A 21,280-nucleotide genomic window follows, 5' to 3' on the forward strand; every position below is an offset into this window, starting at 1 on the left:
CCTATTTATTCTGGTTTGCGTAAAAAGCTTCGATGGCTGCCTGTTCACTGCTTAAGCCCTTTTCTTCCATCTGTACGATAGTGAGCAGCATCCGGTTATAGTCGTAAGGGATGATCTTTTTGAATTTGGGCAGATAGGTTCCAAAGTCGGCCAGTATTTTTTTGCCCTTTTCTGAATTGGTGTATGCCACATGTTCCCGGATCATATCCTTTAATTCCAGTACGTCGTATTTGGATGTGATTTCACTCACAGATACCATTTCTTTGTTCAGGTTTTTATAGAGATCACTGTCCTCATCCAGTACATAGGCGATGCCGCCGCTCATGCCGGCCGCGAAGTTTTTCCCGGTCTTGCCAAGGACTACGGCCCGGCCCCCGGTCATGTATTCACAGCCGTGGTCACCCACGCCTTCCACTACCGCGCTGGCCCCGGAATTGCGGACGCAGAACCGCTCGCCGGCTACGCCGTTAATGTAGGCTTTTCCGCTGGTGGCTCCGTAGAGGGCCACGTTTCCGATGATGATATTTTCATCCTGGGCAAATTTGACTCCCCGGGGAGGGTAGACGATCAGCTTTCCGCCGGACAGCCCTTTTCCAAAATAGTCGTTGCTGTCGCCGATGAGTTCCAGGGTCAGGCCCCTGGGAATAAACGCACCGAAGCTCTGTCCGCCGGAACCTTTGCACTTAACCGTAAAGGTATCCTCCTCAAGGGTATCCTGGTACATTCTGGTGATCTCAGCGCCGAACATCGTTCCAAAGGTCCGGTTGACGTTGGTGACATCCACCTCGATGCTTCGTTTTTGCCTGTCTGCCAGCGCCGGTTTTAATTTCTTAAGCAATATTTTTGCATCTGCCGTTTCTTCCAGATGGAAGTCATAGACCTGCCTGGGATCAAAAGCATGTTTTTGGCCGTCTCTCGCAAAAGGATTATCCAGAATCCCGGACAGGTCTACTTTGGAGGCCTTTTCGGATAGCGGCCCTTCTTTTTTACAGAGAAGATCGCTCCGGCCTACCAGCTCATCCACCGTCCGCACACCCAGCTTCGCCATGTATTCCCTGAGCTCCTGGGCAATAAAGCGCATAAAATTGATCACGTATTCCGGTTTCCCCCGGAAACGCTTGCGCAGTTTAGGATTCTGGGTGGCGATACCCACCGGGCAGGTGTCCAGATGACAGACGCGCATCATCACGCAGCCCATGGTTACCAGCGGCGCGGTGGCAAAGCCGAACTCCTCGGCTCCCAGCATGGCAGCTATGGCCACATCCCGGCCGCTCATCAGCTTTCCGTCGGTCTCGATCACGACTTTGTTCCGAAGGCCGTTTCGGATCAGGGTCTGGTGTGTCTCCGCCACGCCCAGCTCCCAGGGCAGCCCCGCATTGTGGATGGAACTTCTGGGGGCGGCTCCCGTACCGCCGTCATAACCGGATACCAGGATTACCTGGGCACCCGCTTTGGCCACACCGGCCGCCACGGTTCCGACTCCCGCCTCGGATACCAGCTTCACGGAGATTCTGGCGTCCTTGTTGGCATTCTTTAAATCATAGATCAGCTGGGCCAGATCCTCGATGGAATAGATATCGTGGTGAGGCGGCGGTGAGATCAGGCCGACGCCGGGCGTGGAATGCCTGGTCTTCGCCACCCACGGATATACCTTGGCCCCGGGCAGATGTCCGCCCTCACCGGGCTTCGCTCCCTGGGCCATCTTGATCTGGATCTCCCGGGCGCTGACCAGATAGCGGCTGGTGACTCCGAATCGTCCGGACGCCACCTGTTTAATGGCTGAACAGCGGTTTTCACCGTCCGGGCCTATGGTCAGACGCTCCAGGCTCTCTCCGCCTTCGCCGCTGTTTGACTTTCCATGCAGGCGGTTCATGGCGACAGCCAGTGTCTCATGGGCTTCCTGGGAAATAGAGCCGTAGCTCATGGCCCCTGTCTTGAACCGGCGCACGATGGATTCCACCGGCTCCACCTCTTCGATGGGCACGCCCTTTTTCGGATAATGAAAATCCATCAGTCCCCGCAGCGTACCGGTATTGGACTGGGCGTTAATCAGTGAAGTGTATTCTTTAAACATCCCGTAATCTTCCCGTTTCGCGGCTTCCTGCAGAAGATGGATGGTCCTGGGATTATACAGGTGCTCCTCCCCGCCGCTTCTGGCTTTATGGCGCCCGATGCTGTCCAGAGTCAGATCCACAGCCAGCCCCAGCGGATCAAAGGCGGAGTCGTGAAGCTCTGTCACTTCTCTTTGGATATCCTCCAGGGTGATTCCGCCGATCCGGCTGGTCGTACCGGTAAAATATTTATCAATCACGCTTCCGTCGATGCCGACGGCCTCAAAGATCTGGGAGCCCTGATAGGACTGGATCGTGGAAATCCCCATTTTCGAGGCGATCTTCACAATCCCGTGCAGGACCGCATTATTATAATCCGTAACGGCCGCGTAATAGTCTTTATCCAGCATTTTCTCATCGATCAGCTGCCGGACGCTTTCCTGGGCCAGATACGGATTGATGGCACATGCGCCATAGCCCAGAAGTGTTGCGAAATGATGAACTTCCCTGGGTTCGCCGCTCTCCAGGATCATAGCCACCGATGTACGCTTTTTCGTCTTGACCAGATGCTGCTGGAGCGCGGACACCGCCAGCAGGGACGGGATCGCCACATGATTTTCGTCCAGGCCCCGGTCGGAGAGGATCAGGATGTTCGCTCCGTCCCGGTACGCCCGGTCCACTTCCACAAACAGGCGCTCAATCGCCCGCTCCAGCCTGGTATTGGTATAGTAGGTGATCGGGATCACTTCGACCCGGAAGCCTTCCACCTGCATATTTTTGATTTTCAGCAGATCCGTGTTGGTCAGAATCGGATTGTTCACTTTCAGCACATGACAGTTGGCTGCCTTTTCTTCCAGCAGATTTCCGTCCTCTCCGATGTAGACCGTAGTGCTGGTAACGATCTCCTCCCGGATCGCGTCGATGGGAGGATTCGTCACCTGGGCGAACAGCTGTTTGAAGTAGTTATACAGGGGCTGGGGCTGGTTCGACAGGACCGGCAGCGGTGTGTCCGCACCCATAGCGGCGATTCCTTCCGCCCCATTGCGGGCCATCTGCAGAATCGAGGTCTTCAGCTCCTCGTAGCTATAGCCAAAAGCTTTCTGTAACCTGGAACGTTCCTCCTGTGTATATTCCGGCACTCTTTGGTTCGGGATTCTCAGATTCTTAAGCTCCACCAGATTCCGGTCCAGCCATTCTCCGTAAGGCTGCCGGTTCGCATACCGCTCCTTCAGCTCATCGTCCGATATCACTTTTTGGGCCACCGTGTCCACCAGAAGCATTTTCCCCGGATGCAGGCGCTCCTTGACCAGAATATGCGACGGGTCCAGATCCAGCACCCCCACCTCGGAGGACAGGATCAGCGTGTCATCATCGCAGATATAGTATCTGGAAGGACGCAGGCCGTTCCGGTCCAGCACCGCTCCCATAATATCCCCATCCGAGAACAGGATCGAAGCCGGCCCGTCCCAGGGTTCCATCATAGTCGCGTAATACTGGTAAAAATCTCTCTTGTTCTGGCTCATGGCCCTATGATTCGCCCAGGGTTCGGGGATCGTAATCATAACAGCCAGCGGCAGTTCCATACCGCTCATAACCAGAAATTCCAGTGTATTATCCAACATGGCCGAGTCAGATCCCGCCGTATTCACCACCGGCAGTACCTTGTGCAGCTCGCTTTTCAGATAACCGGATTCCATGGTTTCTTCCCTGGCCAGCATTTTATCCGCATTTCCCTTTATGGTATTGATCTCCCCGTTGTGCACAATATAACGGTTCGGATGCGCTCTCTCCCAGCTGGGATTCGTGTTCGTACTGAACCTGGAATGAACGATGGCGATGGCAGATTCATAATCCCTGCACTGCAGATCCCCAAAGAACAGCCGCAGCTGCCCCACCAGGAACATCCCCTTATATACGATGGTCCGGCTGGAGAGAGATACCACATACGTATCCTCATTGCTCTGTTCAAAAACCCTGCGTACCACGTAAAGGCGTCTGTCAAAGTCCAGACCCTTTTCCACATTCTCCGGTTTCTTCACAAAGCCCTGCAGGATACAGGGCATGCACTCCACCGCCTTATGTCCCAGAACTCCGGGGCTTGTGGGAACCTCCCGCCAGCCAAGGAATTCCATGCCTTCCTTTTCCACTATGATCTCAAACATCTTCTTTGCCTGATTGCGTTTGCGCTCCTCCTGAGGGAAGAAAAACATACCGATCCCGTACTCTTTTTCCCCATTTAAAAAGATGCCGAGAGGTTTGACCGCTTTAACGAAGAATTTGTGGGAAATCTGTAAAAGAATTCCAACTCCGTCGCCTGTCTTACCTTCGGCATCTTTGCCCGCTCTATGTTCTAAATTTTCTACAATCTTCAGCGCCTGTTCCACTGTCCCGTGGCTTTTGGCCCCCTTAATGTTCACCACCGCTCCGATTCCGCAGTTGTCATGTTCGTATTTGGGATCGTACAGGCCGTTCGCTGTGTATCCCACCGCTTGTTCGTACCGCATCATATACCCCTTTCCGGCTATCCCTTTTTAATTTGTCTCCCACTATACAACAATTTTTTTTGATTGTAAATAGAAAATTTTTGAAGAATTTTCAGATTATCTGACTATTTTCTATCAACTCTAAAATTTTCAGATTATTTTATCTCTAACTTTCTCTGTTACAAGCACATGATCACAGCTTTATTCCAGAATCAGCGGGAGCAATGCCATTGCAATTCCAAGAATTCCAAACATGACTCCGCCAAATTTTGTACTGATACGGTAAAGATCCGACGGTTCGTCTGCCCGATAGGACTTCCACTGTTCTGTTAATTTCCATAACACTTCCGGTTTGATAAAAATAAAAACCCCAAAAGCTGCTAATAATATACCGCCAAATACTGACCAGAACATATATGGCTCCCCCCTACAGAAGAAAAATGAATGAATCCCCGTTGATTACAGGTTACATAACATAAACAAGAATTTTGCATAAAGTCCCATAACGTCCACCCGAAGATCCATTCTATTCTACCACACAAGGACGAATATTCCTATAACCAGCCTTACATTTATTATTTTATTATTTTATCTCATTTACAAGCGTCACCTCCAAGCAGTCCTTTCCCGAATGCTCCACACACTTCGATGCAAAACAAGCCGAATAATTCCTTTCGATCCGCCACTCCCCACTCAGTTCCCGCTCATTGCACAACACGTTCGGAAGCGGTCCGATCCGAAACACAACCGTCTTGAAACCGGCTGCGCCGGATACCTGGAGCCGGTAACGATTTTTCCATCTGTCCAGGCAAAATACATACGAAATTCTGTGTACGCTCCCATCATCCTTTACAACAGGGTAATCCGTAATGATCCCGCCCCGTCTCATAATTTTCATAAGTAAAGCATTCGTGCATCACCCAGGGATTCAGGTCCATAGTCAAAGGCTCTACGATATCACCATCATAGGCCAGCCTGGCGATCCCGTCCAGGCATTTGGTGTACACATTCACATCTCCCTGCAGCAGAGCCGCCTGTGTAAAATAATTCTGCCCATAACCCGCCATGGTATCATCATGTCTGCCCCCCATCCCTCCAAAGCAGGTATTACTGACAAAACCATATTTCCTGAAAAAGTATCCTTTGCACATTTCCCGTTTGATATACTCATAGGAACTCCGGTTCACCTCCGCAAGCCGTACCTCATCAAAAGGCCCGTCCATCCAGTCATAATCCAAGATAAACGGCAGCTGCCTCGTCCATTTCGAAATATCAAATTCCGGGCCAAAATCGCCGGTCTCAGCCGCCAGCCCGGTCCGCTCATCGATCCCGTTCAGCCACACCCCTGCAGGCGTCTTCGTTTTCTGATCCCCCCCGCTCCCCCGGGATAAAAGCCGCCCAAGCAACGCTTCCCTAAATCGGTCAGCCAAGCCGCCAAGCCAAAGATTTCGTTCCTGGTCCTTGCAGACATCAGCCATTTCCCGAAACGAAAGCGCTGCGATCATGGCCCCGTAAGTCCCGGCCAAAATGATTTCCAAAACTATTATCGTAACCAAACACACACTCAACCACGCTCCTGGCGTCCTCGATCAGACCGCATTCCACCAGCTCCTGAATCCCCCTCCCCACGTCTCTGGACCACATCTGATCATAATAATTCGGCACAGACAAAGGCGTCGTAGATGTATGCAAAAACCCCCGTGGATAATTACCATTCCCGTCATCCACTTTCATCAGCAGATCATTGACAATCTGCGAATAAATCACGCCAAGCCTCTTCAATAAATCAGTACCTTCCAACCGGATTCTAGTATACTTTCTCGTCTCTACAAACATATCCCCCATTTTCCGCAAATACTAACCGCCCAGTACACAAACAGTCAAAATATCATTAACTGGACTGTAACACAACCACTTTCGATACACCACCTTTTTCCTTTAGGGATTATGCTTTAAATATATTATAATTACTAAGGGCCGGGAAGCGCCCCGGAACCGGAGGCCCTTATTCCACCCGGATATCCCAAATCATCCCCTGTCCAAAATCTGCTATTGCATTATTGTGCCTTCCATCTTAAAATAGAAAGAAAAAGGCAGGACGTACCAATGATGTACTATTTCATTGTGAATCCCAAAGCAAGATCGAATCGCGGAATGCGCATCTGGGACGTAGTTGAAAAAGAACTGAAAAAAGAACAGATCTCTTACGAGGTCTATTTTACCGAATATCCCCATCACGCCACCGATCTGGCCCGTGTGGTGACCGAGGGCGGAGACTACCTGACACTGGTCGCCATCGGCGGTGACGGTACCGTGAACGAGGTATTAAACGGTGTCGTCCGTCTGGAGCAGATCACGTTCGGGTATATTCCTGCCGGCTCCAGCAACGATTTTATCCGGGATCTGCATTTACCTGTGAATCCCGTGGAAGCCCTGCATAACATCCTGCATCCGAAATATTATAAGAATATCCATCTGGGGCAGATCACTTGCGCGGACACCCGCAGGCGGTTCGCGGTCAGCTCCGGTATTGGATTTGACGCTGCGATCTGCCACGAAGCGCTGAAATCCAGGTTGAAAAATTTTCTCAATCGGATAAAACTGGGGAAGCTGACCTACATGGGTATCGCTTTTCACCAAATTGTACTGTGCAAACCGGAACTGATGACGCTGCATATCGACGGTTGTAAAACCTTCCAGTTTCCCCGCACCCTGTTCCTGGCTGCCATGAACTGCAGCTACGAGGGCGGCGGTTTCCGTTTCTGCCCGAAGGCCAGCCCCGAGCGGGAGGCTCTGGACTTCTGTATCGTACACGGACTCCATAAATGGAAGGTGCCGATTCCGCTTCTGGCTGCCAAGAAGGGCCACCACACCCGTTTCAAAGGAGTGGATACCCTGCGCTGCCGAAAAGCTCAGATTCATGTGGATACCCCGCTGGCCGTTCATATTGACGGCGAATCCTGCGGCTTCCAGACGGACCTGGACATCGAGTGCTCAAAAGAAACACTGCGCATCATTGCCGGATGCTGAGAAAGGTCTGAATAAAATGAAGAGAAACCTGTTGCAAAAATATAAACATGCCTGGGTGCTGCTGTATGCTTTTCTCTATTTTCCATGCTTTATTTATCTGGAAAAGCATATAACAAAAGATTTTCATGTCATCCACATGCCGCTTGATGACTACATACCTTTTCTTGAGATTTTTATCATTCCCTATACCCTCTGGTTCGCTTATATCGCCGGAACGATTCTGTATTTTTTCTTTACTGACGTCCGGGAATATTATAAGCTGACCGCCTTTTTATTTATCGGAATGACCATATTCCTGATTGTTTCCGCTGTCTATCCCAATGGCCAGCTGCTGCGGCCGCAGGTATTCCCAAGGGAGAATATTTTCACCGATATGGTCCGGGTCTTATATAACAGTGATACCCCGACAAACATTCTTCCCAGCATCCATGTCTATAACTCCATCGGGGCCTGCATTGCCATTTTGCGGTGTGACGCACTGAAAAAGCACCGTTTGATTCGGATCGGCGCTCCGGTTCTCTCCATACTGATTATTCTCAGCACGATGTTTTTAAAACAGCACTCCGTCTGGGATGTGATCTTCGGAATCGGGATGGCCTGGGTTCTCTATTATTTTATCTATCAGGCGGATTACGCTGCTGCCCGGGCGAAAAGGAAAAGCAAAGTAAAACGATATTCGTAATTTGGTCGGAAATAAATGAAAGAATACAAAGAAAGCCCCTCTTTGGTTTGCCGTTTTAGTCATGGCGGCCACCGCAGAGGGGCTATTTTTCTGTGTTACATACTGACATCCGAATCTATTCGGATCATCCCAACTCAAAGGCTAAAATATGCGCGTACCAGTCGTACCAGGCTCTCCTGATCCCCGGTCCCCATCAGCTCTCTGCTGGAATGCATAGCCAAAAGCGGTACCCCCACATCCACGGTACGCACCGGCAGCACGCTGGAGGCTATGGAGCCCAGGGTTCCTCCTGACGTCCCATCCGACCGATTGGCAAACTTCTGATAGGGAATCCCCTCCTGCTCACAGATCTGCTGCACGATCGCGACAGCTTCACAGTCTGTGGCATAAGACTGGGCGCTGGCTTCCTTGATGCACACGCCCCCATTCAGCTTATTCTTATTGGTCGGATCGCTCTTGGCAGGGCTGCCCGGATGGATGGCATGCCCCACATCCACAGACAGCAGAAGGCTTTCTTCCAGTGTGCCCAGATATTTATTCCGGTCCCTTCCGAAACCGGCCATGATCTTCTCCAGCACCGTGTTCAACCACAGGGAACCCGCACCCTGCTTCGTCCTGCTGCCGATTTCCTCGTGGTCAAACAGCGCGATCACATTGATCCCCTGCCTGCGCTCCCCTTCGATCAAACCGGTCAGCAGCGCCTGTACACTAGTCAGGTTATCCAGCCTGGGCGCCGAGATAAACTCCCCGTCCATCCCGATCACATCGCCGGCGTCCGCGTTATAGATACCGATCTCATAGTCCAGTATATTCTCCGGCCCGGTATGCAGCTCCTTTGCCAGGAACCGGATCAGGAAATCCTCTTTATTCAGCTTTTCCCCGATCATACCGGCCACCGGAAGCATATCCGTCTGCTTATTCAGCTCGATCCCCTTGTTGATCTCCTTATTCAAATGAATGGCCAGGTTCGGGATCGTAAAGACCGGCCGTTTCACATCCATGAGCCTGACCACCGGATGAAAAACATCCTCCCCTCTTAAGGCCACGCGTCCGGCCATGGAAAGGGGCCGGTCCAGCCACGTATTTAAAATCGCGCCTCCATAGACTTCTACATTCACCCGGCCGTAACCCTCGTCATCCATCTCCGGATGGGGCTTTAACCGAAGTCCCGGGAAATCCGTATGGGCCGCCGCGATCCGGAATCCTTCCCGGAATGAAAAATCAGATCCCACCGTAAAGGCGGCCAGACTCGAACCATGATGAACGACATAATACTTTCCCTGGCTCGTCAGCCCCCAGTCGTCCCGGCTGTCCAGTTCCGTAAATCCTGCGTCCCTCAGCTGGCGCACCGCAGCCTCCACCGTGTGAAAGGAAGAGGTAGCCGTCTCCGTCAGCTGTAATAATTTTTCCGCATGTTCCATTGTGCTCATTGGTATTTCCTCCTGCATTTTTCCAAACATAATTTAACAACATTTCCTACAGTTGATATAGGACATTTTCTCACGTTTGTTCTGAATTAATTCCAGAATTTTTTCTCTATAGGATTCATCTTCTGTAATTCGGGAAAGGCTGATTAACCGATAACGGTCGAGATGATAGGGAATACTTCGATGCAGTGCCAGATCGATCAGATATTTGGCAGACTTGAAACTGTTCAGATGGGTATGACCCGACTGAAAATCTTTTAAAGTGTTGTGAACAATGTAACCATCCGATGCCTGATAAATGTTGTACGCCTGTTTGCTGTAAACCTGGTTCATACGACCACATCCTTCTCACAAGATATTGTAGTACAAGTTCTGGATTAGCCTATATTCTGTTATATGTTCATCATATAATGCACTATAGTTTATGTCAACGGTTATTTTGTTAAGGAATTATTTGGGAATTATTAAGCACTTAAAAATGATTTTCTGCGCAAAATGGCAAAATTTTGGTTCCGGTTAATCCGGTTAGGTATGGTTAAATTTATGGTAAAGAAAGTAACCCTGCTTATTTCGAACGATGTTTTCCTGCTTTTTATATTGTGGAACACCCAAAAATCGTCTATACTTTGCTATAAGCCGAAAAAGTTACGGCCAAAAAAGTTTTCAATAAAAATTGCTCTGATACAAAGACAGGAACTCGCAAATAACAGATTAAATTTAGCAGCATTCCCCAGTAACAGGCAGCTTTACAGCAGAAAGCCGGGTGTCTCATGAACAATCGTAAATATGATAAACGGGTAGAACAGTTAATAAGCAAAGTGGTAGAGCTTTGCAGTCTGTATAATGCACAGGAAGTGGTATTGTTCGGGTCCCGGGCGAAGGATACCGCAAGGGAGAGAAGTGATATCGATATTGCCGTGAGCGGGGTATCGGCATTCGATGAGCTGCAGGAAGAAATAGAAAATATAGAAACCCTATATACCATAGACCTGGTGAATCTGGATGATTGCCGGAATTTTTTGCTGAAGGAGGATATAGAACTGTATGGATGCAAAATTTATGAAAAGGTTTGAGAGTTATCAGAATTCCATAAATTCTCTGGCAGAGGCCAGGGAACGTGACCTGTCGGATTCTTTGAATTCCTTGCATTAAAAGAACAGGTTGAAAAACTTGTATCTTCATCAATATAGCAAATAAGAATCCTTACCGTCCCGTAAACAATTTATCACTCCAGCGAACTCCCATTTACCGTTGCAGTTAAGCCCTAATTAACATTACAGTCAACTCCAGTTCATCATTACAGCTACTCAGAGAACAAAAAAAACCCTACCTAATCAGGAGACAGCAATGAACACCAAAGTCAGAACCGTCAGTTTATTATTATTAAGTGCGTTAATTATGGTACCGCTGTATATTATTCTCCACGAAGGAGGTCACGCACTGGTCGCCCTTATATGCGGAGCAAAAATCACAAGTTTCAGCATTCTCACAGCCCACGTGAGTTCAGCAGGCGGTGTTTTTACTCCGTTCACCTCATCACTCCACTATTCAGCGGGACTGCTCCTGCCGGTTCTGATATCAGTCCTGTACATGTTACTCTATAAAAAGGAAAGAGCAGGAATCTTCTATCATCTTTTCTCCTTTCTGTTTATGGCCCTTCCTACATTTTCGATCCTGGCATGGGTATTAGTACCTGTGCTTTATATGAACGGCAGAGCGCCTGCAGGCGATGACGCCACACAGTTTCTGGATGCCTCCGGCCTTTCTCCCCTCCTTGTCATCCTGACAGCCATCCTGCTATTTCTCCTAAACATCGTGCTGGCATGGCATAAAAAAATAATACAAAACTATTGGTTTACCATCACCCCAAATAAAAAATAGCGTCTGTTTCATAACAACAGAAGGCCCCCACCTCTCTCCTCCTACATTCCCAAGCCCAACAAACCATGGAAGCTGCCCCTTCTTTAGTGCAGGGGGATGAGCGGGGTTCAGAGGGGATTGGGCGGAATCCGGGGATGTTCCTGGCGCCGGGCCCCTTTTGTGTCTGCGCGGCCGAGCATAGGGCGGCTGTGACGCAGCTTAGTGAAATCCGGCAGCCGCATTCAGGATGCCCGGCGGACTTCACGTCCGACGGGCAAGAGCCTCTGAACCGGGAACGCATCATGCGTTCCTGGTGAATAGGCTCGGTTCCTGAATGCGGCTGCCGGATTTCACTTAGCTGCGTCCAGCGAAAGCCCTCCGCTCGGCCGCGCAGACACAAAAGGGGCCCGGCGCCAGGAACATCCCCGGATTCCGCCCAATCCCCTCTGAACCCCGCTCATCCCCCGGCCCTAAACAAATCCCCCCATTGACAAACCAGGTCGAATACGTTAGACTAAAGATAAGGTTTAACACATTCGACCAAGAAGGAGCATCCCCATGAATACACCAAAAGTATTTGAAAGCGAATATCGTTTCTGCCTGATCCTATGGGAGCATGAGCCCGTGAACAGCACAGAGCTGGTCCGCCTGTGCCGGGAAAAGCTCGGCTGGAGCAAGGCCACGACGTATACAGTCATCAAACGTCTGTCGACACGCGGCGTGGTCAAAAACGAAAATGCCGTCGTCACCTCTCTTGTGACCCAGGAAGAGGTACAGGCTGCCGAAATCGATGAACTGGTGGAAAAAACGTTCGGAGGTTCACTGCCGGCCTTTGTCGCTTCTTTTGCGAAGCGCAAAGACCTGTCACCGGAGGAGATCGCGGCCATCCGGCAAATGATCGATTCCTATGGGGAGGGCTGAGGATGGAACACGTATTTATCAAACTGCTGAACATGAGTATCACAGCCGGCTGGATGATTCTGGCCGTAATCCTGCTGCGCTTCCTGTTGAAGAAAGCGCCGAAAGCTATCCGCTGCTTCCTGTGGATGCTTGTTGGCATACGCCTGGTTTTCCCATTTTCCTGGGAAAGTGTCTGGAGTCTGATACCCAGTTCCCATGTGATCAGCACCGATATTCTTACTTCCGAAACCCCGGCGATACACAGCGGGATCGATCTTCTAAACCGGGCGGTCAATCCGGTTCTGTCCGAATCCCTGGCTCCCGATCCCTATGCCAGTGCCAACCCCATGCAGGTCGTCACCTATATGGCTTCCGTGGTCTGGATATCCGGGATCGTCCTCCTGCTGCTGTACAGCGCACTCAGCTATCTTCGGCTGCGCCGCCGTTTATTTGATGCGGTCCGGCTCCGGGACAATATCTGGCAGAGCGAAAAGGCAGCCTCCCCTTTCGTCCTCGGCCTGTTCCGTCCCCGCATCTATCTTCCTTACCACCTCCACGAGCCTGGTATTTCCCATGTCGTCGCCCATGAACAGGCTCATATCCAAAGACGTGATCACTGGGTCAAGCCAATCGCTTTTCTGATCCTGACGGTATATTGGTTCAATCCCCTTATCTGGCTTTCGTATATCCTGTTATGCCGGGATATAGAACTGGCCTGTGATGAGCGGGTGGTAAAAGAAATGGATATGGAGAACAAAAAAGAATATTCAGAGGCCCTGCTGTCCTTAAGTGTCCCCCGCCATACCATAGCCGCCTGCCCGCTGGCGTTTGGTGAAGCCGGTGTAAGACAAAGAATAAAGAATGTATTGAATTACAAAAAACCCGCTTTTTGGCTGATTCTTACGGTACTTTTATCCTGCATGGTTTTGGCTGTATGTTTTTTAACGGACCCGCCCGGATTGCGGTTTGATTTTGAGGAAAACGGGCTGGTATCTGCTTCGGCCTGTGATCTGCGGAAATCCTCCGGCCCTTCCACCGGCGAACTGAATCCCGGGGAGTTAGAAGAATTATCCCGGCGCCTTCCGGAGATATCCGGCGCCCGGCAAAGCGATGAATACCGTGGTCTTACGCCGTTTTACTACATTGAGGCAAAGCTTGCGGATGGGTCCGTACTCAGCATAAACGGGTACGCCCTTGACGGCGGCAGGTCGGACGTTAGCTTCCAGGATAAACGTTATATTATAACCGATTCCGATTTTTCGGCATATATAAGCAGCATTTGTGCCGGTAAGGACACGATACCGGCAGACTCCGGGAAAGGGAAAGATGAACCGGCTGCACCGGAAGAAAAAGAAGAACCGGCCGCACCGGAAGAGAATGCTCTGCCCACTCTGGACGAGAGCGTGTCCGCGGCCATACTGGAGCACAACAAAGGAAGTTCCAGCGACGGGGAATATGCCTGTGAAAGTCATGTGACACTGGCGACACTGCCGGGTGAACGTTATTCGGAAGATGCCGGTACCACCGTTTCGACGATCGACGTTTATGCCATGGCCCTTTATATGGAGTTCCGGTACGATGGAACCTCCATCACCGATACCGGCGGCAGCCATCTTCCCTGCGTCCTTTCCTTTGATCTGGATGAAAATGGAAAATATAATCTGACAAATTACTGGGAACCCCGTGACGGCAGTTATTATGGGCCCGATATTGAAAAACGTTTCGGCCAGCTTCCGGCTAAGACCGCTGCCGCTGCCATCGCCGGAGCTATGGATACGCAAAAGTACATCCTTGCCCAAACCCAGTCTTGTTATGCCCAGGCGGCAGAGTACTGGCAGATGGATACACACACCTTTCTCGGACAGCTTTTTGATACGATCCTCTCCTCCCCTTCCGCCTCCTCAAACCCTGCCGACTATATCAGCGAACATCCGCTTAAGGTCCGCGAGCTGACCTACTATGGGGATTATACGTTACGCTACATATTTTCAGAATTTTTAGCCGGCGGACAAACAGGTTTGAAAGGCCAGCTCATGCGTATCGTGATGGATGACCTCATTGGCGGTGAAGCCCTGGATCTGGAAGCCGCTACCGGCCAGGATTACTTTGACGCCTGGAAAGCTTCCGTTCAGCGCCGGTTCAAGGAGGAAGGTCCAAAGCGTTTAAAAGAAGAAGCCCCAAAATCCTTCCTGCTGCTTCAGATTATCAGAGTCATCGAATCCGATGACTCTGATTTTTTCTCCTGATTTCTTTGATTTTCTCACTTATGCTCACTCGCCTGACGAGCCAATCCTCTAACACCACCCACGTATTTGAGATGTAAGTAGCAGAACAATACGCAGAGATAAATTGTATGCTATGAATTCAAATGGAGTTCCGTTCCCTATTTGTAGTATCTACACTGCACTTGTGTTTCAAGTGGAGTATGAAAAGCAAAATTATATTTTATGCGCTGAGACATGGTATCAGTTGAAACATCATTTTTTAATCAAGTAAATAATTTCATCAAAAACCGTGTTGTCATTTCGAACAATAATTTACCTGATTGCTCTATAGGTCAAGATGAAGGTAATTATAATGAAATGAGAGAGAAGCATTACCGTTGTTACGATTCACGGCCATCTTTGGTAATTTTGTCGACTAAGGTCCGGGAAGGGAGGGAGGCGGTCCGGCCCGAACCTCAGTATCAAAATCCCCATTTACAAAAGTTGGCCGTGAATCGTAACTTACCGTTTTAATAAAGTGAACTTGATGTTGACAATACAGGAATTGGATGAAATGCATTTTAAATGTTCCGTTTATCTCGTAAATAAAATGTAGCATAGCATAATTAAATTGTTTTTCTCCTTCCAGGTGTGTATAATAAAAAGTAAGGAAGGAGGCGCTCTTATGTCTAAGGTACAGACAATCAATGAAATCAAGGATAAGTTGACGCCGGTTTTTGACGCCTATGGAGTGCGGAGCGCCGTCTTGTTCGGCTCGGTAGCCAAGGGGACATCCACCGGCAAAAGCGACATTGATCTGTTGGTGGACAGCCGCTTGAAGGGTCTGCGCTTTGTCGGGCTGATGGAGGATGTACGACGCGCCACCCAGATGCCAGTGGATCTGTTGGACGTGTCACATATCGAGAGTGGGTCGCCCATAGACCGTGAAATCAAATCCACGGGGGTCACGATTTATGAGAAATGAGATCATTCTTCAAAAACTGCTCGGCCATGCGGAGAAAATTATCGCCTACTGCAAAGGGTATTCCTATGACAGCTTCATCAAGGACACAAAGCTCATTTTGTAAATACCGCTTGCCTGATGCCCGCAAACCCTTGATTATACTGGCTTTTTCGTGTAAATCCTATACCACCAGTACAAAAAGAAATTGCCTGAGGCTGAGTTCCATTGTATAATGATGGGAGTTATGGTGCTGGAGGTGGGATTTTGATAGCTTTACAGATAAAAGATACGAAAATGTTTATGAATAAATTACTGCTGAAGGACACCTTTGATCATTTTCTGGTGTCAGAGGCTGTTGTTACTACATTTAATACTTTTACTGTGGACGGCAGGCTGCAGCGGGATTTTTTTACGAAGGAAGAGCTGGAGGCGCCGGAATATACAGATCGCTGCTATTCGTATTGGCGGGAGATCCGGCCATTCTGTCTGGAGTTGATTAAAGGGAAAAAGACTCCGCTTAATTTTAAATTTGTATTCCTGCTGGCGCCGTCGAATATCCGGAAACTGCTGGAGCAGGCACAGCTTCCCTACCCGGCGGACGATGTGAATGGTCTGTTTCTTAACTTTAAATATAATGGGACGGGAGTCAGCTGCACCACCGGGACATCTTTAAAAGTGTTCACCCTGGATAAATCTTTGGATCACAGCTGGGACCAGATGGTTCAGAAGTTTTTCCGGAAACAGGAAATTGATTTCGATGAAATAGGATAAACACTGCGGCGGATGCCGGCGCTGCCGGGCAATCCGCCGCAGTTGGAATGAATCGCACAGATAAGAACTTTGGGCCCGTCAGAATTATAAGAGCAGCTCCTGTCTCTTCTGGCGGTGGCGGGTGATCAGGAACAGGATCAGGCCTGCGGCCAATATCAGCAGGGCCGTGTATCCTTCTATCCCAGGGATGTTTGTCAGCTGGTACAGGCTGTTACCGTAATAAAACAGCCGGGTTAACAGACGCGGACAGAGCAGCGCCGTTAGAATTACCAGGGGAATCATCTTCAGCAGCATGGCCACATAGTTCGTGCTGTGCATGGACAGGAAAAAGGCTATGGCGGATATTCCCATGCCGGTCAGATAGATCAGAAGGACCATCAGCAGGCACCAGGTCCCGAAAGTAGGATTGATCCAGGAGAAACCTGTGTGCATAAATGAATATATTCTGCACCCAAAGAATGTATGGATTCCATGTGTCATAAACAGGCCGCCAAAGATCAGCAGGTTGATCGCGGTCAGGGCTGCGCCGGACAGCATGGAGGCTGCGAACTGTGTCCTCAGTATCTTCCGTCCATGTCTGGAACTCCACTGAAGGGGCCTCATGGAACGCATCCGGTCCCGCACCGGCACCGGCGACAGGAGCAGGCAGCTGGAGATACAGACCCAGATCAGCAGATAGCCCAGATAGTTCGAGAATGCCTCCGGCAATTCAGCCGGTAAGATATTCCTCCAGGCGTGATCCGCTCCAAAGAAGCTGTCCTCAGCGTGGGTATATTCTCTCTGGGTATATCCTTCCACGAAATTCTTATCTCTTCGGTTTACTCCCTCCTGCTCCCATAGTTCATACATCTGGGTAAAGAGTCTTGTGGCGTAGATCCGGCCTTCTATATTATCCGTCTCTTCACTGGTCAGATAATTTGACAGAATCTTAGCGTCGGCGTACCGTTCTTGTTCCTGCGCGGTCAATTCTCCCTGCACCTGCCGTACCGACCGGTTATAAAAATTCTCATATTCTTCATAGGAGGAAAGTCCGTACTGCCGGGCGACCGGGTTCGTGGACAGGCAGGCGGAAGCCTCGGATACCAGCACCGGTATCTCCCGGGCCGCTTGCGCCTCTTCCTCCGGTTCCAGCGTAGTTCCGAATCGTTTTACCCAATCGGTAGCCACCTGATAGATTCCCTTATATTCCGGGCCGTTCGGAAAATACTGGATATAGAATTCCAAATACATCGTATAGTAGACGAAACCCAACAATATCAGTATTGCCAGGATTCCCGGACGCCAGATTTTCTTCATCTCTTCTTTTAACATTTCAGATCACATCCCTTTTCAAATAATGGCCATAGGACGCCCATAGAAGGCCGGTCCCGGCTGCCAGGCAGAATACGGCTTCCGCGCATTCCTGCCAGGGCAGGACCGCACCGGCTCCAAGCTCCGTGAACCACAACGGCTGGAACCACCACAGTGCCACCGGAGACCACTGTATGAGCTGGTACAGGAGCCAGAGGCTGTTGTCTCCGGCCAGCATCATAACTTCAAAGTTAAGAGCTGCCGGTACCAGGAATAGCAGAAAGCCTCTGTAAGCACTGTTGGCTGTCAGCCCTGCCGCAAAGCCCAGGCCGTGAAAGATTAAGACTACCGCCAGCCCCAGCGTAAGCGTCGCCGACAGGTAACCGGCGATGGAGAAGGAGGTCCAGGTGAGAAATGGCAGCTTCATACCAAATGCCGTTATATAGTTGAACTGGCTGGACATATTGGCATCCCAGATAGGGCCCGGATTCCACACACAAGTAAATATAAGAACCGCTCCGGCAGCCAGAATGATATAAGCTGCCGCTGCTGACAGGCCGCTGGCGGCCGCTTTGGACAGCTGGATACGCCGGCCCGCTCTGCTGGAGCATAGGATCGGAACCGTGCGGCTTAACCCATCGCATCCGCTGGAATATAAGGCCATCAGAACCGCCAGCAGGATTCCTTCTGTAATTACGGCCCGGCACAGTTTCTGGAAGAGCGCATTCATCAGTTCCTTGGTCTTTCCTGCGGCGGCCAGGCTCATTGAGGCATCTTCGTCTGCCAGATTTTTTACTTTCGAGTCCAATATCCGGTACTTTTGCTCCAGAAAACCGGCGGCCAGGCCCTGGATACGGAATTTACCGATATACAGGTCACTTAACCGGCTGGTGTCGAACTGATCCAGGGTATCTTCCCTCCCCAATGTCTCGGATATCAGTTGGTCTTTGAATTTATTCTCATCAGGAAGCCGCGCCAGCGCCCTGCTGAACTCTTCTCCCATCTGTCCGCCGATTTTTTGTGCAACACCGGATACATAGCTAACGTAGGAATCCGCGTCACTGCCAGACCGGTTTCCCACGATAATCAGGGTGTTAAATCCCAGGCAGAGCAGCAGAAATATGGGTATCATAGGCATTTCCCACAGCTTGCGCACTTCCCAGCAGATCCATGATCTATTCATAACATCACTCCTGTTGTTCAAAATTCTTAATCACAGCCCGTCACACAAATTATCCTTCTGTCCCAAGTTTTCTTCATAACGTATCTTCCCTGTATATATACAAAAACGCGTCTTCCAGATTCGGCCTCACCGGTACGGCGCCCGCCACTGGAAAATCAGCCGCGATCCGCAGCACAGTCTTCTCTCCCCCCTGCCGTTCACTGAGCAGCAGCTCCTGATCAGTCAATTCCGTATCCGACGGCACCTCATACAGTTTCCCATTCAGATTTTCGCAGATCCGGGCAGGGCTTTCACAGCAATAAAGGGCATGATCCCGAAGCATGATAATCTTTCCGGCTATGGTTTCGATATCGGACACAATATGTGTGGACAGTATAACGATACGCTGCTTCGACAGACCGTGAATCAGATTCCGGAACCGGACCCGCTCCTTAGGGTCCAGCCCTGCCGTGGGTTCGTCCAGAATCAGCACTTTCGGATCATTTAGCATCGCCTGGGCTATTCCTACCCGCTGGATCATACCACCGGAAAACTGCTTCATTTTCTTATCTTTGACGTCGGAAAGCGCTACCAGCTCCAGCAGGCTGTCGATCCGCTCCTCTGCCGCCTTGCGCTCCATACCCTGCAAGGCGGCCATATATCTTAAAAACTGCCTGGGAGAATAATTCTTATAATAGCCGAATTCCTGCGGCAGATAGCCCACTAGCCCCCGGTATTCGCCGCCCATGGACAAAATATCCTGTCCATCCCACAAGATCCTGCCCTTCGTCGGAAACAGCAGAGTGGTCAGCATCTTAATCAGTGTCGTCTTGCCGGCGCCGTTTGGCGCCAGCAGTCCATAGACACCGCTTTCAAAGACCAGATTGATATCCTCAAGGGCCGTAAAACTTCCATATTTCTTCGTCACGTGTTCAACGGACAGCATGCGCAATCGCTCCTTCCTGCGGATCAAAATAGTAATGTTTCAGGGTCCTTCCATATAAAACGGCACAGCAGGCTGCGATGATCCAGAATACCGCCGTCGGGATATTCCGCAGAAATGCCTCCGCACGTTCCCCCAGAACCAGAAGGGCCAGGCTTAATAAAACCCAAAACGCCGGTACCACCAGATAAGATCCCGGTGTTCTCCATCTCCATTCCGCCGCCGCGGACGCCGCCGCGAACAAAAACAGGGCGGAAAATGCAATTCCCATCAGATTCAGGATAGAAGGGCCGTCATCCAGCACCCAGCCAATCCCGGCACTCGCCCCGATCGACAGGATGACCGCGGCACCCCCGAATACCAGCATCCGCAGGACCATCAGCTGACGAAGGGAACACCGGCAGACCATCATCGTCTCATAGGTTCCCGTCATGATTTCTTTCCATATGCCAAGAAGGTGAAGCAGCGCATACAGAAACGGGGATACCAGGAACAGCAGTACACTTAACTGACCCCGGGCGCCAGCCGCAGCGGTGAAGCATCCCGCCCAGAGTAATCCACCCAGCAGGAAGGACAGGAACATGCAGTCCCCCACGCCGAAGAAAAGGCCCCTGATTCCAAGCCTGCCCGCCAGTTCCCACAGCTCCGGCAGCATCCGCTTCGGCCTGGGGATTCCCTTGTCCAGTATCATCCGGATACTTCTGTCTTTTTCTTCCCCGGAAGGGAACCGGATATTTTCAAAATCATTCATGATCTTCAAACTCCTTTCTCAGCCGTTTGATCAGCCGGTAATACTGCGCTTTGATCTTTGCCTCCGGCTGCATAGTCACCGAAGCGATCTGCACAAAAGTAAGATCCGCGTATAGCCGCAATCGGAATATCTCCTGCAGCTGCGGGCTTAACCCGCACACGTACTCCTCCATCTGCCGGATCAGTTCCCTGTCTGCCAGATCGTCGGTAAAGTCCTCCTGTATCCGGATATCCTCCTCTTCCAGGGGAACCGTCACGGGCCTGTGCCTTCTCCTGGCATCGATCACCTTATGCGCGGCGATACGGCACAGCCAGGTGCTAAAACCCGCTTTGGACGGGTCATAGGAGGCAAGGGAGTGTAAGGCCGCGATAAAACTGTCCTGGGTCAGATCCAGCGCATCCTCTTTGCACCCGACCTGCCGGTAAATAAACGCATATAGCTTATCGTAATGAACCCGCACCAGCTGATCCGCAGCTTTTCTGCTTCCCCTGTGTAAAATAGCGCGGATCCACTTTTCTTCCTGTTCCATTCCCGGCCTCCTTCTCTTAATCCCTGTCACTTATATATTCGTATCATCCGTGAGAATCGTTGCATATTATTTTAACATATTCAAAAAGGACTGGTAAAACCCCCTGCCCCTTCCAATTATTAGCACTCTTTTTCATTGAGTGCTAATTTTTTCTTGACTTTTGATATGCGGGGTATTAATATAACTGATATAGAAGAAAAATAATTGATTTAAAAACATAAAAGGAGTGAATA

The 21,280-nt window shown here is 50.3% G+C and carries 21 protein-coding genes; 9 read left to right on the forward strand and 12 right to left on the reverse strand.

The features are described 5' to 3' along the window. Position 1: 1 nt before the first annotated feature. The 5 genes from gltB to ABC831_RS04430 form a co-directional block, all read right to left on the reverse strand. Positions 2–4,558, reverse strand: a complete 4,557-nt coding sequence (gltB, locus tag ABC831_RS04410) for a glutamate synthase large subunit (protein ID WP_343247033.1) — start codon at positions 4,556–4,558, stop codon at positions 2–4. Positions 4,559–4,735: 177 nt separating this feature from the next. After that, on the reverse strand, positions 4,736–4,948 hold the full coding sequence (locus ABC831_RS04415; protein ID WP_343247034.1) for a DUF6199 family natural product biosynthesis protein: 213 nt from the start codon (positions 4,946–4,948) through the stop codon (positions 4,736–4,738). A gap of 169 nt (positions 4,949–5,117) precedes the next feature. Beyond that, positions 5,118–5,432 carry a hypothetical protein gene (locus tag ABC831_RS04420; RefSeq protein ID WP_343247035.1) on the reverse strand — a complete coding sequence of 105 codons (315 nt, stop codon included), beginning with the start codon at positions 5,430–5,432 and terminating at the stop codon, positions 5,118–5,120. Beyond that, positions 5,377–6,072, reverse strand: a complete 696-nt coding sequence (locus ABC831_RS04425; protein WP_343247036.1) for a hypothetical protein — start codon at positions 6,070–6,072, stop codon at positions 5,377–5,379. Before ABC831_RS04425 ends, ABC831_RS04420 begins: the two co-directional genes overlap by 56 nt. After that, positions 6,005–6,388 (reverse strand): hypothetical protein, encoded by a 384-nt coding sequence (locus tag ABC831_RS04430; RefSeq protein ID WP_343247037.1) that lies wholly within the window; start codon positions 6,386–6,388, stop codon positions 6,005–6,007. The genes ABC831_RS04425 and ABC831_RS04430 overlap by 68 nt, the downstream gene beginning before the upstream one ends. Positions 6,389–6,643: 255 nt before the next feature. Here ABC831_RS04430 and ABC831_RS04435 point away from each other — a divergent pair, with 255 nt between their 5' ends. Both ABC831_RS04435 and ABC831_RS04440 read left to right on the forward strand, forming a co-directional pair. Beyond that, a complete protein-coding gene (locus tag ABC831_RS04435; protein ID WP_343247038.1) occupies positions 6,644–7,564 on the forward strand; it encodes a diacylglycerol/lipid kinase family protein in 921 nt (306 codons plus the stop codon). A gap of 16 nt (positions 7,565–7,580) precedes the next feature. Next, positions 7,581–8,246: a phosphatase PAP2 family protein gene (locus tag ABC831_RS04440; RefSeq protein WP_343247039.1), complete on the forward strand. Its 666-nt coding sequence runs from the start codon at positions 7,581–7,583 to the stop codon at positions 8,244–8,246. A gap of 134 nt (positions 8,247–8,380) precedes the next feature. Here ABC831_RS04440 and ABC831_RS04445 read toward each other — a convergent pair whose 3' ends face one another. Continuing rightward, on the reverse strand, positions 8,381–9,676 hold the full coding sequence (locus ABC831_RS04445; protein ID WP_343247040.1) for a M18 family aminopeptidase: 1,296 nt from the start codon (positions 9,674–9,676) through the stop codon (positions 8,381–8,383). Positions 9,677–9,709: 33 nt separating this feature from the next. Continuing rightward, entirely contained in the window at positions 9,710–10,006 is a 297-nt protein-coding gene (locus ABC831_RS04450) for a hypothetical protein (RefSeq protein ID WP_158342508.1), read from the reverse strand. Positions 10,007–10,443: 437 nt separating this feature from the next. On the opposite strand from ABC831_RS04450, the gene ABC831_RS04455 reads away from it, so the two are divergent. The 7 genes from ABC831_RS04455 to ABC831_RS04480 all read left to right on the forward strand — a co-directional run bounded on the left by ABC831_RS04455 (position 10,444) and on the right by ABC831_RS04480 (position 16,372). After that, positions 10,444–10,746 carry a nucleotidyltransferase family protein gene (locus tag ABC831_RS04455; protein ID WP_343247041.1) on the forward strand — a complete coding sequence of 101 codons (303 nt, stop codon included), beginning with the start codon at positions 10,444–10,446 and terminating at the stop codon, positions 10,744–10,746. A 274-nt stretch (positions 10,747–11,020) separates the two neighbouring features. Continuing rightward, positions 11,021–11,554: a M50 family metallopeptidase gene (locus ABC831_RS04460; protein ID WP_343247042.1), complete on the forward strand. Its 534-nt coding sequence runs from the start codon at positions 11,021–11,023 to the stop codon at positions 11,552–11,554. A gap of 537 nt (positions 11,555–12,091) precedes the next feature. Beyond that, positions 12,092–12,454 (forward strand): BlaI/MecI/CopY family transcriptional regulator, encoded by a 363-nt coding sequence (locus ABC831_RS04465; RefSeq protein ID WP_343247043.1) that lies wholly within the window; start codon positions 12,092–12,094, stop codon positions 12,452–12,454. A gap of 2 nt (positions 12,455–12,456) precedes the next feature. Further along, a complete protein-coding gene (locus ABC831_RS04470; RefSeq protein ID WP_343247044.1) occupies positions 12,457–14,679 on the forward strand; it encodes a M56 family metallopeptidase in 2,223 nt (740 codons plus the stop codon). Between the two features lie 88 nt (positions 14,680–14,767). Continuing rightward, complete coding sequence (locus ABC831_RS26480; protein WP_425524565.1) at positions 14,768–14,929, forward strand: DUF6119 family protein; 162 nt, start codon at positions 14,768–14,770, stop codon at positions 14,927–14,929. Between the two features lie 357 nt (positions 14,930–15,286). Continuing rightward, the gene (locus tag ABC831_RS04475) at positions 15,287–15,622 is read left to right on the forward strand and encodes a nucleotidyltransferase family protein (protein WP_343247045.1); all 336 of its coding nucleotides are present in this window, start codon (positions 15,287–15,289) and stop codon (positions 15,620–15,622) included. 243 nt (positions 15,623–15,865) lie between these two features. Then, entirely contained in the window at positions 15,866–16,372 is a 507-nt protein-coding gene (locus tag ABC831_RS04480) for a DUF5721 family protein (protein ID WP_343247046.1), read from the forward strand. An 84-nt stretch (positions 16,373–16,456) separates the two neighbouring features. Here ABC831_RS04480 and ABC831_RS04485 read toward each other — a convergent pair whose 3' ends face one another. From ABC831_RS04485 to ABC831_RS04505, 5 genes are all read right to left on the reverse strand, one after another. Further along, positions 16,457–17,668, reverse strand: a complete 1,212-nt coding sequence (locus ABC831_RS04485; protein WP_343247047.1) for a hypothetical protein — start codon at positions 17,666–17,668, stop codon at positions 16,457–16,459. 16 nt (positions 17,669–17,684) lie between these two features. Beyond that, entirely contained in the window at positions 17,685–18,845 is a 1,161-nt protein-coding gene (locus tag ABC831_RS04490) for a hypothetical protein (RefSeq protein ID WP_343247048.1), read from the reverse strand. 73 nt (positions 18,846–18,918) lie between these two features. Continuing rightward, the gene (locus tag ABC831_RS04495; protein WP_343247049.1) at positions 18,919–19,770 is read right to left on the reverse strand and encodes an ABC transporter ATP-binding protein; all 852 of its coding nucleotides are present in this window, start codon (positions 19,768–19,770) and stop codon (positions 18,919–18,921) included. Beyond that, positions 19,757–20,518, reverse strand: a complete 762-nt coding sequence (locus ABC831_RS04500) for a hypothetical protein (protein WP_343247050.1) — start codon at positions 20,516–20,518, stop codon at positions 19,757–19,759. The genes ABC831_RS04495 and ABC831_RS04500 overlap by 14 nt, the downstream gene beginning before the upstream one ends. Next, positions 20,511–21,047: an RNA polymerase sigma factor gene (locus ABC831_RS04505; protein ID WP_343247051.1), complete on the reverse strand. Its 537-nt coding sequence runs from the start codon at positions 21,045–21,047 to the stop codon at positions 20,511–20,513. Before ABC831_RS04505 ends, ABC831_RS04500 begins: the two co-directional genes overlap by 8 nt. Between the last annotated feature and the right edge of the window lie 233 nt (positions 21,048–21,280).

The sequence above is a fragment of the Diplocloster hominis genome, from assembly GCF_032380655.1.
GTDB lineage: Bacteria > Bacillota > Clostridia > Lachnospirales > Lachnospiraceae > Diplocloster > Diplocloster hominis.